This is a genomic window from Luteipulveratus flavus, assembly GCF_029439465.1.
Lineage (GTDB): Bacteria > Actinomycetota > Actinomycetes > Actinomycetales > Dermatophilaceae > Luteipulveratus > Luteipulveratus flavus.
This window is the reverse complement of the sequence record NZ_JAROAV010000024.1, coordinates 43,244-59,001: the sequence shown is the minus strand read 5'-3', so window position 1 is coordinate 59,001 and position 15,758 is coordinate 43,244. Positions and strand designations below refer to the sequence as shown.

General features: G+C 72.8%; 15 protein-coding genes. 7 read left to right on the top strand and 8 right to left on the bottom strand.

From position 1 onward, the window contains the following. Positions 1-14 precede the first annotated feature (14 nt). Entirely contained in the window at positions 15-218 is a 204-nt protein-coding gene (locus P4R38_RS07205) for a hypothetical protein (protein ID WP_275236933.1), read from the bottom strand. Continuing rightward, entirely contained in the window at positions 215-538 is a 324-nt protein-coding gene (locus tag P4R38_RS07200; protein WP_275236932.1) for a DUF3099 domain-containing protein, read from the bottom strand. The genes P4R38_RS07205 and P4R38_RS07200 overlap by 4 nt, the downstream gene beginning before the upstream one ends. 114 nt (positions 539-652) lie before the next feature. Here P4R38_RS07200 and P4R38_RS07195 point away from each other — a divergent pair, with 114 nt between their 5' ends. From P4R38_RS07195 to P4R38_RS07185, 3 genes are read left to right on the top strand one after another with little or no spacing between them, the layout of a single operon-like run. Beyond that, entirely contained in the window at positions 653-1,375 is a 723-nt protein-coding gene (locus tag P4R38_RS07195) for a beta-ketoacyl-ACP reductase (RefSeq protein ID WP_277191629.1), read from the top strand. A 41-nt stretch (positions 1,376-1,416) separates the two neighbouring features. Beyond that, complete coding sequence (gene fabI, locus P4R38_RS07190; protein ID WP_275236930.1) at positions 1,417-2,178, top strand: enoyl-ACP reductase FabI; 762 nt, start codon at positions 1,417-1,419, stop codon at positions 2,176-2,178. 39 nt (positions 2,179-2,217) lie between these two features. Beyond that, positions 2,218-4,455, top strand: coding sequence for a tetratricopeptide repeat protein (locus P4R38_RS07185; protein ID WP_277191628.1), 2,238 nt, complete (start codon positions 2,218-2,220; stop codon positions 4,453-4,455). Here the strand turns inward: P4R38_RS07185 and P4R38_RS07180 are convergent. Genes P4R38_RS07180 through glgC form a run of 5 tightly spaced genes read right to left on the bottom strand, consistent with a single transcriptional unit; the run spans position 4,430 to position 11,131 of the window. Continuing rightward, a complete protein-coding gene (locus P4R38_RS07180; RefSeq protein WP_275236928.1) occupies positions 4,430-4,807 on the bottom strand; it encodes a proprotein convertase P-domain-containing protein in 378 nt (125 codons plus the stop codon). The two genes, P4R38_RS07185 and P4R38_RS07180, sit on opposite strands and share 26 nt — an antisense overlap. Positions 4,808-4,817: 10 nt before the next feature. Next, positions 4,818-7,685 (bottom strand): cyanophycin synthetase, encoded by a 2,868-nt coding sequence (cphA, locus tag P4R38_RS07175; RefSeq protein ID WP_277191627.1) that lies wholly within the window; start codon positions 7,683-7,685, stop codon positions 4,818-4,820. Positions 7,686-7,728: 43 nt separating this feature from the next. After that, positions 7,729-8,619, bottom strand: coding sequence for a cyanophycinase (locus tag P4R38_RS07170; RefSeq protein ID WP_275236926.1), 891 nt, complete (start codon positions 8,617-8,619; stop codon positions 7,729-7,731). Between the two features lie 42 nt (positions 8,620-8,661). After that, entirely contained in the window at positions 8,662-9,858 is a 1,197-nt protein-coding gene (serB, locus tag P4R38_RS07165; protein WP_277191626.1) for a phosphoserine phosphatase SerB, read from the bottom strand. Positions 9,859-9,880: 22 nt separating this feature from the next. Beyond that, complete coding sequence (glgC, locus tag P4R38_RS07160) at positions 9,881-11,131, bottom strand: glucose-1-phosphate adenylyltransferase (RefSeq protein WP_277191625.1); 1,251 nt, start codon at positions 11,129-11,131, stop codon at positions 9,881-9,883. Positions 11,132-11,188: 57 nt separating this feature from the next. Here glgC and glgA point away from each other — a divergent pair, with 57 nt between their 5' ends. Continuing rightward, entirely contained in the window at positions 11,189-12,406 is a 1,218-nt protein-coding gene (glgA, locus tag P4R38_RS07155; RefSeq protein WP_277191624.1) for a glycogen synthase, read from the top strand. 6 nt (positions 12,407-12,412) lie between these two features. On the opposite strand, the gene P4R38_RS07150 is transcribed toward glgA, so the two are convergent. Continuing rightward, complete coding sequence (locus P4R38_RS07150; RefSeq protein ID WP_277191623.1) at positions 12,413-13,174, bottom strand: hypothetical protein; 762 nt, start codon at positions 13,172-13,174, stop codon at positions 12,413-12,415. A gap of 96 nt (positions 13,175-13,270) precedes the next feature. Here P4R38_RS07150 and P4R38_RS07145 point away from each other — a divergent pair, with 96 nt between their 5' ends. The 3 genes from P4R38_RS07145 to P4R38_RS07135 are packed head-to-tail and all read left to right on the top strand — an operon-like array spanning position 13,271 to position 15,728. Next, a complete protein-coding gene (locus P4R38_RS07145; protein WP_275236920.1) occupies positions 13,271-14,053 on the top strand; it encodes an ABC transporter ATP-binding protein in 783 nt (260 codons plus the stop codon). 43 nt (positions 14,054-14,096) lie between these two features. Continuing rightward, positions 14,097-14,870 (top strand): sulfite exporter TauE/SafE family protein, encoded by a 774-nt coding sequence (locus P4R38_RS07140; protein WP_277191622.1) that lies wholly within the window; start codon positions 14,097-14,099, stop codon positions 14,868-14,870. Between the two features lie 45 nt (positions 14,871-14,915). After that, the gene (locus P4R38_RS07135) at positions 14,916-15,728 is read left to right on the top strand and encodes a TrmH family RNA methyltransferase (protein ID WP_277191621.1); all 813 of its coding nucleotides are present in this window, start codon (positions 14,916-14,918) and stop codon (positions 15,726-15,728) included. Positions 15,729-15,758 lie beyond the last annotated feature (30 nt).

Sequence of the window (15,758 nt, the reverse complement as noted above, 5' to 3'; positions counted from 1 at the left end):
CGGCCGGACGGCCCTCAGTCCAGCCGGTCCACCGGGACGACGTCGCGCAGGAAGCCGCGCAACGACAGGAAGTCGCTCAGCGTCGAGGTGTGCTCATCGCAGGCCAGCCACACCTTGCGGCGCTCGGGGGTGTGCAGGCGCGGATTGTTCCAGCGCAACGCCTGGGTCGCTGGACGGCGGCAGGCCTTCGCGCTGCACACCAGGTCGGCGGAGGTCACTTCTGGTGGTGCTCGGAGTCGTCGTGCCGCCGGTCGATCTGCGGCGGGGGGTCGTCCGGCGTGACGGCGCCGATGACGTCGATCCGGCGCTGCTGCGTGGCGTTGGCGGCGACGACCGCGACGTAGGGCAGGATCACCGCGAAGCCGACGCAGATCCAGCGCAGCGGCCCGGTGAAGACGACGGCGAGCACGAAGCAGACGGTGCGGATCCCCATCGAGATCAGGTAGTTGCGCATCCGCTTGCGGTGGTCGTCCTGCGGGTTGACCGGCAGCATCGTCGCCGAGGGGACGACGTCGTCGTGCCGACTGTTCCTGCTCACCACTCCACGGTACGCCGCCGCCCTGACGGCTCGAGAACGGCTACCGCGGGGTAGGGATGTAGCGTGCCGTCCGAGCGGTTCGCGGCGGTGCGGGCCCGGATCGGAAGGACCACGGTGACCTCTGCACCGCAGCCCCGGAACGTGCTCGTCACCGGAGGGAACCGCGGCATCGGCGAGGCCATCGCCCGCGCCCTCGCCGAGGCCGGCGACCGGGTCATCGTGACCTCGCGCTCGGGGAAGGCGCCCGACGGTCTGGAGGCCGTCGCCTGCGACGTCACCGACACCGCCTCGGTCGACCAGGCCTTCGACGCCGTCCAGGAGCGGCTCGGCGGCCCGGTCGAGGTGCTGGTCGCGAACGCGGGCATCACCCAGGACACCCTGCTGATGCGGATGTCCGACGAGGACTTCGACCGGGTGCTCGACACCAACCTCACCGGTGCCTTCCGCTGCGCCCGGCGGGCGAGCAAGGGCATGCTGCGGCTCAAGCGCGGACGGATGATCTTCGTCTCCAGCGTGGTCGGGCTGCTCGGCTCGGCGGGCCAGGCCAACTACGCGGCGAGCAAGTCCGGTCTGGTCGGCCTCGCCCGCTCGATCACCCGCGAGCTGGGCGGCCGCAACATCACCGCGAACGTCGTCGCACCCGGCTTCATCGACACCGACATGACCCGCGCGCTCCCCGAGGCGCAGCGCGAGGCGTACCTGAAGCAGATCCCCGCCGGCCGGTTCGCCGAGCCGGAGGAGGTCGCCCGCGTCGTCCGGTTCCTCGCGAGCCCGGACGCGGCGTACATCTCCGGCGCGGTCGTGCCGGTGGACGGCGGCCTCGGCATGGGCCACTGACGCCCGCGCACCATCACGACACACCACGGCAAGGGACTCGAATGGCACTGCTGGACGGCAAGAAGCTGCTGGTGACGGGCGTCCTGATGGACAGCTCGATCGCCTTCCACGTCGCGCGCCTCGCGCAGCAGGAGGGCGCCGAGGTGGTGCTCACCTCGTTCGGCCGCACGATGAAGATCACCCAGGCGATCGCCAAGCGGCTGCCGACGACACCCCCCGTCGTCGAGCTCGACGTCACCGACCGCGAGCACCTCGACACCCTCGCCGAGCGCCTGGGCGAGCACGTGGACCGGCTGGACGGCGTGCTGCACTCCATCGGCAACGCTCCGCCCGGAGCGTTCAACTTCATGGACGCGGGCTGGGACGACGTCGCCCCGGCGCTGCACACCTCCGCGTACTCCCTCAAGGGTCTCGCGGCGGCGGCGCTGCCGCTGATGAGCGAGGGCTCGGCGGTGGTCGGGCTGACGTTCGACGCCCAGTTCGCCTGGCCGGTGTACGACTGGATGGGCGTGGCCAAGGCGGCGTTCGAGTCGACGAGCCGCTACCTCGCCCGCGACCTCGGCCCGAAGGGCATCCGCTGCAACCTGGTGTCCGCCGGTCCGATCCGCACCACGGCGGCGAAGTCGATCCCCGGCTTCGAGACGTTCGAGACGGTCTGGGGCGAGCGCGCACCCCTGGGCTGGGACATCCGCGACGCCGAGCCGGCCGCTCGCGCCTGCGTGGCGCTGCTGTCCGACTGGTTCCCCGCCACCACGGGCGAGATCGTGCACGTGGACGGCGGCGTCCACGCCATCGGTCAGTAGGGTCTCGCCGCCCCTGCCGCGGTCGTTACGCTCGCCTGCATGAGTGAGCCGTACGCGCGTCACCCCGGTGGCGAGGTCGAGGCCACCGAGGTGAGGCTGCTCGAGGGACCCAACCTTTACTTCACCCGCCCGGCGGTGAAGGTGTCGCTACGCCTGCCCGGCCTGCTCGGCATGGACGACGCGGCCCTCGCCGGACGCGCACGCGCGCTCAACCTGTCGGCCGCCGCGTGCGGCACCGCGGGCAGCGAGGCGCGGCAGCGGTTCCTGCTCCGCCTGGTGGAACGGGTGCTCCGTCGCCTGGCGCGTGCCGGTGGGGTGACCCGGCTCGGGGTCCGCGCCCGACCCGGTGGCAGTGCGGACGAGGTCGTGGTCGCCTACCCGTGGAACGACCGTGGCCGCGCGGCGGCCCTGGCCCGCGCCCTGGAGGACCTGCTGGCGTGCTGCCTGGGAGCCGACCTGTCGGAGGAGGACTTCCGCCGAGCAGGGGAGGCGGTCCGGGCCGTACCGGCGAGCGAGCGGTTCGCTCTCCCCAGGCCCGGCGTCCCGGTCGTCGCGATCACCGGCACCAACGGCAAGACCACGACGACGCGGCTGGTCGCCCACATCGGCATGACCGCCGGGCTGCGGACCGGGTGGAGCTCCACCGACGGCGTCCTCGTCCAGGGCGAGCTGGTCGAGTCCGGCGACTACTCCGGGCCTGCCGGCGCGCGGGCCGTGCTGGACGCCGACGGCGTGCAGCTGGCCGTGCTGGAGACGGCGCGCGGCGGCATGCTCTTCAAGGGTCTCGGCGTGCCGCTGAACGACGTCAGCATCGTCACGAACGTCAGCGCGGACCACCTCGGCGTGCAGGGCATCGGGACCCTCGACGAGCTCGCCGAGGTCAAGGCGATCATCACCCGGGTGACGACCCCGCAGGGCTGGGTCGTGCTGAACGGCGACGACCCCCGGGTGTGGGCGATGCGGTCGGCGGCCGGCGGCCGTCCGTGGTGCTTCTCCCTGAACCCCGACTCGCCCGCGCTGCGCGAGGCGCTGCAGGAGCACGGTCGCGGCATCACCGTCATGGACGGCGACCTGGTGGTGCTGCGTCCCGGCGCCGGCGTCGAGCGGCTCGTCAGCGTCCTGGACGTCCCGATCACCATGGGTGGTCTGTCCGGCCACAACACGGCGAACGCGCTCGCCGCCACGGCCGGCGCACTCGGGCTGGGTCTGTCGACGGAGGCCGTGGTCGAGGGGCTGCGGACGTTCGTCCCGGACCCCGGCCACAACCCGGGCCGGATGAACACCTACACCGTCCCGCTGCTCTCGGGCGGTGAGGCGTCGGTCGTCCTCGACATGGCGCACAACGAGGCCGGCCTGGACGCGCTGCTCACCGTCGCGGACGGGCTGCGACCGCCCGGCTCGCTGGTGCTGCTCGGGCTCGGCACCGGTGGGGACCGCACGGACGAGATCCTGGTGTCGATGGGCGAGATGGCCGGTCTGCGGGCGGACCGGGTCCACGTGGTGCACAAGGAGCACTACCTGCGGGGGCGCACGATGGCCGAGCTGGAGTCGTTCCTGCGTGAGGGGCTGACCCGCGTCGGCGTCGTGCCGCTGAGCTCCTCCGAGACCGAGCTGGCGGGGCTGCGCACGATCCTGGCGACCGCCCGCGACGGCGACGTCGTGACGATGATGTGCCACTCCCACCGCGCGCAGCTGCACGACTGGCTGGTGAGCCGGGGCAGCCGCGTCGACACGGTCACGGACGTCCGGCGCAAGGTCGTCGCCGCACGGGGGGAGCACGAGCTGGAGGCGGCCATCGACCGGCTCTGGCAGGACCCCGACGCCGGGTCACGGATCGAGGCCGCGGGTCGGATGCTCGCCGGCCGTCCCGGCGACGCACGGCTGCTGTTCGAGGCCGCGGGGACGTACGACAGCGCCGGTGAGGAGGCACATGCCGTCGGGCTGTACGACGAGGCTCTGCGGGCCGGGCTGCGCGAGCCGCACCGCCACCGCGCCCTGCTGCAGAAGGCCTCCAGCCTGCGGCACCTCGGACGCGGCGAGGAGGCCCTGGAGGTGCTGGAAGTCGCCGCTGCGGACCGGCCCGACAGTCCCGCCGTGGCGTGCTTCCGAGCGCTCGTGCTGCACGACCTGGGTCGGGACCCAGAGGCCTCCCGCGAGCTGCTGGAGACCGTGGTGCGCCACTCGACCGACGCCGACGTGGAGAACTACCGCGGCGCGCTCACGCGGTTCGTCCAGGAGTGGGACGTCCCGCTCAGAACGTCACCTGCCACCGGGTGAGGCGGCCCTCGTCGTGGCTGTACGCGTCGTACAGCCACAGCCGCCAGGTGCCGTCGACGTACTCGTGGGAGACGTCGACCTCGTACGACGGGGGCAGCGGCGCGTCCAGGTCGCGGCCGTCGGAGGTGTGCAGCCGGTAGTAGCTGCCGCCCGGGGCCTGCAGCCACAGCGCGAGCCCGCCGGCATGCGGGTGGGTGACGTCGACCTCGACCTGCAGCGCGGCGGGCTCGTGGACGTCGACGTCCTCGATGACCAGGACGCCGGCGACCCACTGCTGAGCCGTGATCGCCTGGATCTCCCGCGCGGTGAACGACGGCGCCGGGCGGAAGGACATCGGGTCGGGGTCGAGCACGGGCGTGACCCTACTCGTCGCCGGGCTCGGCCGGGCTGCCGACGGCCGCGCGCAGGCGGGTGTCGTCCGCGGACGCCGCCGCGGTGGCCTGGTGGCGCAGGGCCCGGGCGTCCAGGTCCGGGTCGCCCGGCTGCTCCTCGTCGGTGCGCGACCCGGCCGTGGCCCGGTGGGTGAGGGCCTCCAGCTCGGCCAGCACCTTCGCGTGCTGGTCGACGCACAGCACGGTGACGTCGCCGGGGTTGGCCAGCACCAGCGCGTGGCGGACGGCGGCGATCTCGTCCAGGACGGTGTCGACCTGACGGCAGCGCGCGCCGCCGCGCATCGCCTCCTCGGCGCCCTCGCGTACCAGCCGGGCCGACTCACCCGCCGGTCGGCGGCGCAGGTTGTCGTCCTCGCGGATGATCAGGGCGTCGAAGTGCTCGGCCGCGATCGCGCCGAGCTCGCGGATGTCGTCGTCGCGCCGGTCACCCGCCGCGCCGATCATGCCGATCCGCGAGATGCGGTGCTCGGCCGAGCCCTGCCGACGAGTGACGTAGGACTCGACGAAGTCGCCGAGCATCCGCATGCCGGGCGGGTTGTGGCAGTAGTCGACGAACACCTCGACGTGGTCGACGTCGATGCGGTTGAGCCGGCCGGGCGACTGGTAGTAGCTGGTGCTGAAGGTGCGCAGGCCCTGCCGGATGTCGTGCAGGGGAGCGTCCAGCGCGAACGCGGCACCGGTGGCGGCGAGTGCGTTGGCGACGTTCATCCGCGCGGCGCCGCCGAACGTCGAGGGCAGCAGATGGGTCCAAGCCAGCGGCATCGACCGTCGCCCCTGGCGCAGCACGATCATCTCGCCCCGGTCGGACGGCTCCAGGACGACGGCGCGGCGCCCGCGGCGGCACTGCTCGTCGATGAACTGGCGTACGGGGGAGTCCGGCGGCTCGAGGCTGAACCAGATCACCGTCCCGCTGCAGCGCCGGCGCATCGCCCGCACGAGCGCGTCGTCGGCGTTCAGGACCGCGAAGCCGTTGCGCGGCACGGCCTCCACGACGACCGCCTTCACCGCGGCGAGCTGCTCCAGGGTGTTGATGCCACGCATGCCGAGGTGGTCGGGCTGGATGTTGGTGACGACGGCGACGTCGTTGCGGTCGTACCCGAGGCCCTCGCGCAGGATGCCGCCGCGGGCCACCTCCATGACCGCGAGGTCGACACGAGGGTTCTGCAGCACCATCCGCGCCGACCGCGGGCCGGACGCGTCGGCCTTGATGACCAGCCGCTCGTCGATCACGATGCCGTCGGTCGAGGTCATCCCGACCTTGCGGCCGAGGCCCTTCATGATGTGCGCGAGCATCCGCGAGGTCGTGGTCTTGCCGTTGGTGCCGGTGACCGCGACGATCGGCACCCGTGACGGCGTACCCGGCGGGAAGAGCAGGTCCACCACAGGCTTGGCGATGAACTGCGGTTCGCCGACGGTGGGGTGGGTGTGCATCCGGAAGCCGGGAGCCGCGTTGACCTCGCAGATCGCGCCGCCGGTCTCGCGGACGGGTGCCGTGATGTCGGGACAGATGAAGTCGATGCCGGCGACGTCGAGGCCGATCAGCCGGGCCGCCTCCTCGGCGATCTCGACGTTCTCGGGGTGGGCGTCGAAGGTGCGGTCCACGGAGATGCCGCCGGTGGACATGTTGCCGGTCTGCGCCAGCCGCACCACCTGCTCGCGCGCCGGGACGTCGTCCAGGGCCAGGCCTTGCTCGCGGACCAGCGCGGTCGCCGCGGCGTCGACGGTGATCCGGGTCAGCACCTTCTCGTGACCGACGCCGCGCCGCGGGTCGCTGTTGGTGATGTCGACCAGCTCCAGCACCGTGTGCTCGCCGTCGCCCACGACGTGCGCGGGGACGCGCTCGGCGATCGCGGCCATCCGCCCGCCGATGATCAGGCAGCGGTAGTCCTTGCCGTGCACGAAGGTCTCGACCTGGACGACGCCCCGCTTGGACTGCGCCTCCGCGACCACGAACGCCTCCCGGACCTGCTGCTCCTCGCGCAAGTCCAGGCAGACGCCGCGCCCGTGGTTGCCGTCCAGCGGCTTGACCACCACGGGGTACCCGATGCGCCGCGCAGCAGACGCCGCGGCCTCGGCCGTACGGACCGTCTCCGACCGGGGTACGGGGAGGCCGGCCGAGCCGAGGAGGCGGCCGGTGAGGTTCTTGTCGCCGGCGATGTCGACCGCGAGTGCCGAGGTGCGCGAGGTCATGGTCGCGCGGATGCGCTGGGCGTGGACGCCCTGACCGAGCTGGACCAGGGAGTGCTCGTTCAGCCGGGTCCACGGGATGTCGCGGCTCGCCGCCTCCTCGATGATCGCGGCGGTCGAGGGCCCGAACGACAGCCGCTGGGCGCGCAGCTGGAAGCGCTCGAGGGCGGTGGCCACGTCGAAGCCCTCCTCGGGCTCGACCAGGTGGTTCACCAGCCGGACGGCGAGCTCGCCGGCGGCCAGCCCGACGCGCTCGTCGACGAAGGAGTAGATGACGTTGTAGACGCCGGGGCGGTCCCGGACCATGCGGGTCTTGCCGCGGCGCAGGTCGTGGCCGATCTCCTGCTGGAGCTGCAGGGCGACGTGCTCGGTGACGTGGCCGAGCCAGGTGCCCTCGCGCAGCCGCTCGACGAACCCGCCCCGATGGCCGCGCGAGCAGGTGTGCTCGTGGATGCCCGGCAGGTACTCCAGCAGGGCGTCGGTGAAGCCCGGCAGCGTGTCGCTCGGGTAGCTCTCGAGGACGCCCAGGTCGACGACCAGGTGCACCGCGGGCTCGTACGACCACACGTTCGGGCCGCGGTAGACGCGCTGCTCCAGGAGCCGCAGAGCAGCGGTCGGCGGACCCGTCGGCGTCGGACGGTCTGCACTCACGGGGGCTCCTACGAGGGGTCGGGTCGGCACCAGCGCCGGACGATCAGTGGTGCAGCGCGGCTGCGGCCGTGGCGGTGTCGTGCCGGTCCTTGGCGGAGGTCACGGCCGAGTCGGGGTAGCGCTCGACGAACTCGGTCAGCTCGGCCTTGTCCAGGTCGAACACCGCGCCGTACGGGAGGGTGTGCACGACGGCGCCGCTCACCAGCAGCGGCGCGTCGCGGCGGGCGATGTGCGCGTCGGTGGTGGCCTGCCGGGCGTCCACGACGAACACGGCACCGGAGCCGACCACGGTGAGCTCCTTCTCGTCGGTGACCTCGGCCGCGGTGTCCTCGTCGATGCCCATGCCGAGCAGCGAGGGGGAGCCGGCGACCAGGGAGAGCAGCCGGCCGTACCGGGCCCGCTGGTCGAAGTGCTGGTCGACGATGACGCCGGGGAGCAGCCCGAGACCGGCCGTCAGCTGGCTGGAGCGCTGCCGCGGGGTGACGCCCTCGTCGCCCATGGAGATCATGAACTGGCTCATCACCGAGGCGCCCGCCGAGGTGCCCGCAATGACCGCGCCGCGCTGGTACGCGGCCAGCAGAGCGGCGCCGAGAGGGGTGCCGACGATGAGCTGGGAGAGCTTCAGCTGGTTGCCGCCGGAGATGAACACCCCGGTGGCCTGGTCCACCTCGGCCGCGAGGTCGGGGTCGGAGCTGGCCTGGCGGGTCTCGGGGTTGATCGCCGAGACGTGCGGCGAGCCGAGCCGGGTGAAGACCGTGCGGTAGACGTCGACGACCTCGTCCGGGACCGACGACGCCGTCGGGACGATGACGATCCTCGACTTGCGGCCGCCGGCACGGCGGACGAAGCGGCGCAGCACCGTGACGCGGCCGACCTTGTCCTCGGCGCCGCCGATGATCAGCAGCGAACGGGGGCGTACCGGGTTGTCGGGCATGCAGCGATAGTAGGACCGACCACCGGCAGCCGCCGCGGCCGCTCATCCGTCGGCGTGGTCCAGCCGGTCGGCCTCCTCGACCTCCTCGCGGGAGATCCCGAGCATGAAGAGGACGGTGTCGAGGTACGGGACGTTGACGGTCGCGTCCGCCTGCTGCTGCACCACGGGCTTGGCGTTGAACGCGACGCCGAGGCCCGCTACCGAGAGCATGTCCAGGTCGTTCGCCCCGTCGCCGATCGCGACCGTGCGGGACATCGGCAGCCCCTCCTGCGCGGCGAACCGGCGCAGCGCGGCCGCCTTCTCCGCGCGGTCCACCACGGTGCCGGTCACCCGTCCGGTGAGCCGCCCGTCCACGATCTCCAGCCGGTTGGCGTGCGCGTGGTCGATGCCCAGCTCCTGCGCCAGCGGCGCCACGATCTCGATGAACCCGCCGGAGACGACCGCCACGGTGTAGCCGAGCCGCTTGAAGGTGCGTACCAGGGTCCGGGCGCCGGGGGTGAGGCGTACGGCGTCGCGCACGGACTCCAGCACCTCCACGGGCAGGCCCGCCAGCGCGGCCACCCGCTGGTGCAGGCTCTGGGCGAAGTCGAGCTCGCCGCGCATGGCGGCCGCGGTGACGTCGGCGACCTCCGCCTCTCGTCCGGCGTGCGAGGCGAGCAGCTCGATGACCTCGTCCTGGATGAGCGTGCTGTCCACGTCCATCACGACCAGGCGCCGTCCCCGGCGGGCGAGGCCGCCGGGTGCGACCGCGATGTCGACGCCCTGAGCGGTGGCGACCAGGGCGAGGTCTCGTCGCAGCGCCGGCACGTCCGCGCCGGAGAGGTCGATCTCCAGGGTCGTCACGGGGTCGCGCGACAGGCGGCGGACCCGGTCGATGTTCGCGCCGTGGGCGGCGACGGCCCGGGTGACGGCGGCGACGGCGGTGGCTCGCAGCGGCGCGGCGAGCACCACCACGGAGGCGCGCCCGCGGCGACGCGACCGGTTGTCACCCTCGCCGGGGACGACGGAGGCGTCCAGGCCGAGGTCCTGCGCCGTACGGCACAGCAGCCGTTCGACCTCGGCCGCGGCGTCGCCGGGGGCCAGGAGCAGCGCCAGCGTGAGGCGGCCGCGGACCACGGTCTGCTCGACGTCCAGGACCTCGGTGTCGTACGGCGCGAGGGCGGCGAAGACGGTGCTCGTGACCCCGGCTCGGTCGGATCCCGTGAGGGTGACCAGGAGGGTGGCGCGGGTCGACGTCATGGCACCGATGATGTCGCGCCGCCTACTCGGTGACGACGGTGCCCTTGCCGATCACGGTGATGCCCGAGTCGGTCACGGTGAACCCCCGCGCCCGGTCGTGCTCGGGGTCCACCCCGATGCTGACGCCCGGCGGCACCCGGACGTCCTTGTCCAGGATCGCCCGCCGGATGATCGCGCTGCGCCCGACCTCGACGCCGCCCATCAGCACCGAGCCGCTGACCCGGGCGAAGCTGTGGACCTTCACCGCAGGGCTGAGGACGGAGTCCTCGACCACGGCGCCGCTGACGATGCAGCCCGGCGAGACGATGGAGTTCAGCGCCACGCCGCGACGCTGGGAGGCTCCGGTGACGAACTTGGCCGGCGGGTAGGGCCCGTAGCTGGTCATCAGCGGCCAGTCGTAGTTGTAGAGGTTGAAGACGGGGTGGATGGACACCAGGTCCATGTGCGACTCGTAGAAGGAGTCGATGGTGCCGACGTCACGCCAGTACCCGCGGTCGCGGTCGGTGGCTCCCGGGGTGACGTTGTCCTTGAAGTCGTAGACGTACGCCTGCCCCCGGTCCACGAACCACGGCACGATGTCGCCACCCATGTCGTGCGCGGACTCCTCGCGGGCGGCGTCCTGGGTGACGGCGTCCACGAGCGCGTCGACGGAGAACACGTAGTTGCCCATCGAGGCGAGGATCTCCTGCGGGCTGTCCGGCAGCCCCTCGGGATCGGAGGGCTTCTCCCGGAAGGCGGCGATGCGGCCCTTCGTCGTCGGGTCCACCTCGATGACGCCGAACTGGTCGGACTGGTCGATCGGTTGCCGGATCGCGGCGACCGTCACCGCGGCGCCGCTCTCCTGGTGCTGGCGGACCATGCACTCGAAGTCCATCCGGTAGACGTGGTCGGCGCCGACGACCACCACGATGTCCGGCTTGTCGTCGTGGATCAGGTTGAGGCTCTGGAAGATCGCGTCTGCCGAGCCCGCGAACCACTGCTTGCCGACCCGCTGCTGGGCCGGCACGGGAGTGACGTAGTTGCCGAGCATGGTCGACATCCGCCAGGTGGTGCTGATGTGCCGGTCCAGGCTGTGCGACTTGTACTGGGTCAGCACGACCATGCGCAGGTAGCCGCTGTTGGCGAGGTTGGACAGGGCGAAGTCGATCAGGCGGTAGATGCCGCCGAACGGCACCGCCGGTTTGGCTCGGTCGGCGGTCAGCGGCATCAGCCGCTTGCCCTCACCTCCGGCCAGCACGATCGCGAGAACCCGTGGACCGCCGCCTGCCACCATGCCCCGACCTTAGGCGCTCGCGTCCACGCGTGACGGCGCGCGGGTACGGTCGATCGCGTGAGAGTGGACGTGCTGACCAAGGAGTACCCCCCGAACGTCTACGGCGGCGCTGGTGTGCACGTCACCGAGCTCGTCCGGGCCCTGCGCGCCGCGGACGTGGACGCCCAGGTCAGGGCGTTCGGGACCCCGCAGCAGGAGCCCGGCACGCACGGGTACGACGACCTCCCGGAGCTCGCCGGGGCGAACCCGGCCCTGCGCACGCTCGGCGTCGACCTGCGCATCGCCCAGGACTGCGGCGGGGCCGACCTGGTCCACTCCCACACCTGGTACGCCAACACGGCCGGCCACCTCGCCGCGCTGCTGCACGGCGTCCCGCACGTGGTGACCGCGCACAGCCTGGAGCCGCTGCGGCCGTGGAAGGCCGAGCAGCTGGGCGGCGGCTACCAGGTGTCCTCGTTCGTCGAGCGGACCGCGTACGAGGCGGCGGCCGCGGTCATCGCGGTGTCGGCGGGCATGCGTGCGGACGTCCTCCGCAGCTATCCCTCGATCGACCCGGCGCGGGTCCACGTCGTCCACAACGGCATCGACGCGGCAGCCTGGGCCCGCGACGATACACCGGCCGGCCGCGACACCGCCCGCCGGCACGGGCTGGACCCCGACCGCCCGAGCGTGCTGTTCGTCGGCCGGATCACCCGGCAGAAGGGCCTGCCGTACCTGCTGCGGGCAGCGCGCAGGCTGCCGCCGGAGGTGCAGGTCGTGCTGTGCGCCGGCGCCCCGGACACCGCCGAGATCCAGGCCGAGGTGGAGTCGCTCATCGCCGAGCTGTCCCGGACCCGCGAGGGCGTCACCTGGATCGCCGAGATGCTGCCGCGTACCGACGTCGTCGCACTCCTCTCCGCCGCAACGGTCTTCGTGTGCCCGTCGGTGTACGAGCCGCTCGGCATCGTCAACCTGGAGGCGATGGCGTGCGAGGCGGCGGTCGTCGCGACGGCCACCGGCGGCATCCCCGAGGTCGTCGTCGACTCCGCGGCCGATGGCGACGAGCCGACGGGCTGGCTGGTCCCCATCGAGCAGGTGAGCGACGGCACGGGCACCCCCGTGGACCCGGACCGGTTCGTCGACGACATGGCGGCGGCGCTGACCGAGGCGGTGTCGGACCCGCAGGAGGCGCGTCGCCGCGGGCGCGCCGGCCGCCGACGTGCGGTCGAGGCGTTCGGCTGGGACGCCGTCGCGGACCGGACCAGAGCCGTCTACGACCAGGTGCTCACCGGCTGACCGGCGTCAGGACCTCGTCCGGCGCAGGCCGGCGAGGCTCTGCGCCGCGGCGGTGGTGGCGTGCGCCAGGGCGGTCTCGGCACCCCCGAGGAGGTCCAGCAGCAGCCGGTGCCGGCGGGCGTCGGTCGTGGCGTCGTGGATCTGGGAGTGCTCGAGCGCGAAGTCGCACGCGGCCGCGACCGTCCCCGCCAGCTGGATGATCCGCAGCGCCCGTCCCGGCAGCCCTGGCGGCAGACCCCACTCGCGCATCGCGGTGCGCTCGTCCGCCATCGCCCGCAGCGGTGATCCCGCCCACGGCTTGGCGTCCAGCGCGTCCAGCTCCTGGGTCGCATCGACCAGGTGCTCGCGCAGCGTGCGCTCGATCTCCGACTCGTCCATCGCTTCCAGCAGGTGCGCCGGGACGGGGTCGGCGTCGTACGCGGACCACGTCACCTGCGTACCGGTGTCACCCTCGGGACCGAACTCCTCGATGACGGGTACGAGGGCGCCGCCGATGGCCGGGACGAACACGCACTCGCCCGCGTCGGTCGCGGCGCCGATCAGCTCCGGATTGCCGCGCGGGAGGGTCGCGAGCTGACCCGGCCGGGGGAGCGCGACGCACAGGACGCGCTCGCCGAGGTCCTGCCACAGCCGGAGCCGGTCGGCCGCCCCGGTGACGTGGTCGACGTCCGGCAGCGCGTGCGTGAGCGCGTCGTCGAGGTCGAGGTGACCGGCGTACGCCGCCGTCACCCACAGCGACAGCCGCACACTCGCGGGCAGGGTCGACATCGTCCTGGGCCTCCTCTCGTGGCGGTCTCGCCGAACCCCGCGCGGGTGCCGGGATCGGCGACAACCCGCCATCGTAGGTGCCCTAGGGTCTGGGGCATGAGTGACGTCCTCGCCCTCGCCGGTGTCAGTGTCGTCCGGGGCGGGCAGCGTCTGCTGGACGACGTCACCTGGGAGGTCGAGGAGGGCGAGCGCTGGGTCGTGCTGGGCCCCAACGGCGCCGGTAAGACCACGCTCCTGCAGGTCGCCTCGGGTCGCATGCACCCCACCACGGGCGTCGCCGGGGTGCTCTCGGAGGTGCTCGGCGCCGTCGACGTGTTCGAGCTGCGCCCCCGGATCGGTCTGGCGTCCGCGGCGATCGCCGAGCGCATCCCGTCCGACGAGCGCGTCGGTGACGTCGTGGTCACCGCGTCGTACGGCGTCGTCGGCCGATGGCGTGAGGCGTACGACTCCTTGGACCACGACCGGGCCGGCGAGCTGCTCGGCGCCCTCGGGGCGGGCCACCTGGCGCAGCGTCGGTTCGGAACGCTGAGCGAGGGTGAGCGCAAGCGGGTGCAGATCGCCCGGGCGCTGATGACCGACCCGGAGCTGATGCTGCTCGACGAGCCGGCTGCCGGTCTCGACCTGGGCGGCCGCGAGGACCTCGTCGCCCGGCTCGGGATGCTCGCGCAGGACGTCGCCGCGCCGGCGATGGTGCTGGTCACCCACCACGTCGAGGAGATCCCGCCCGGCTTCACCGACGTGCTGATGCTGCGCGAGGGCAAGGTCGTCGCGGCCGGCCCGCTGGAGCTGGCTCTCACCGAGGCGAACCTCTCGGCGACGTTCGGCATGCCGCTGACGCTGGACCGCCACGGCGAGCGCTGGAGCGCCCGCGCCCGCTGAGACGACCGCGTGACGTCGCAGCCGTGGTGGGTACGGTGACGCGGTGTCCTGGCCCGAGGTAGTCCTGATCCTGCTGGCCGGTACGGCTGCGGGCACCATCAACACGATCGTCGGCTCCGGGACCCTGGTGACGTTCCCGATGCTGCTGGCCTTCGGCTACCCCGCGGTGGTGGCAAACGTCTCCAACACGCTCGGTCTGGTGGCCGGCGGCGTGACGGGCACCTGGGGGTACCGCAAGGAGCTGCGCGGCTCGGGCGACCTGCTGCGGCGGCTCGCGCCGATGTCGTTCGTGGGCGCGGTGATCGGCGCGCTGCTGCTCATCGTGCTGCCGGCGTCGGCGTTCGACGCGATCGTGCCGGTGCTGATCGGGATCGGCATCCTGCTGGTCGTTCTCGGGCCGTGGCTCCAGCGACGTGCGGCGGCCGCCCACCACGACGCTGGGGACCAGGTCCCGCTGTGGCGTCGTGTCGCCCTCCCGGTGGGGATCCTGCTGGCGGGGGTCTACGGCGGCTACTTCGGGGCGGCCCAGGGCGTGCTGCTGATGGGCATCATGAGCGTCCTGCTCACCGACCCGCTCCAGCGGATCAACGGCATCAAGAACGTGCTCGGCACCGTCGTCAACGCCGTCGCGGCTCTCACGTTCGTCGTGGTCGCGACGGACAAGATCGACTGGGCCGTGGCCGGGCTCATCGCCCTGGGTGCGCTGGTCGGCGGGGTCATCGGCGCTCGCCTCGGGCGCCGGCTGCCGCCGTGGGTGCTGCGCTGCTTCATCGTCGTGGTCGGCGTCGCGGCGATCGTGAACTTAGTGCTGGGCTGACGCCCTCACCCGTCGGTCGGGTGCCCGGCTCCCTACGCTGAGCCGGTGCCCATCACGATCGACGACCCCACCGACGAGCGCGTCCGCGACTACTTCGCCCTGACCGACGTGGCGCTGCGCCGGGTGCTCGAGCCGCGGGAGGGCCTGTACCTCGCCGAGAGCGAGAAGGTCATCCGCCGCGCGCTCGCCGCCGGGCACCGGCCGCGGTCGCTGCTGATGGGCCAGCGCTGGCTGAGCGACCTCTCCGACGTCGTCGAGCAGGTCGAGGCCGACGGCGTGCCGGTGTACGTCGCCGAGGCGTCGGTCATCGAGGCGATGACCGGGTTCCACCTGCACCGCGGAGCGCTGGCGTCGATGCACCGACCGACGCTCGTTCCGCCCGCCGACCTGCTCCGGGACGCGCGGCGCGTGGTGGTGCTGGAGGACATCGTCGACCACACCAACGTGGGTGCGGTGTTCCGCTCCGCGGCGGCGCTGGGGTACGACGCGGTGCTGGTCACGCCACGGTGCGCCGACCCGCTGTACCGACGGGCCGTACGCGTGTCGATGGGCACGGTCTTCCAGGTGCCGTGGACGCGGGTGGACCCCTGGCCCGGGTCCGTCGCGGAGCTGCGCGAGCACGGCTGGACCGTGGCCGCACTCGCGCTCGACGACCGCTCGATCTCGTTGAGGGAGCTGGAGACTCGGGCTCCGGAGCGTCTCGCGCTGGTCCTCGGCGCCGAGGGTGACGGACTGTCGCAGCGCACCGTCGCCGCGTGCGACCTGGTGGTCCGGATCCCGATGGCCGGGGGAGTGGACTCGCTGAACGTCGCGGCCGCGAGCGCCGTCGCCATGTGGGCGACCGCCGAACGCCCCTGAGACCCGACCGTCGGTGAGCTCAGGCGCGTC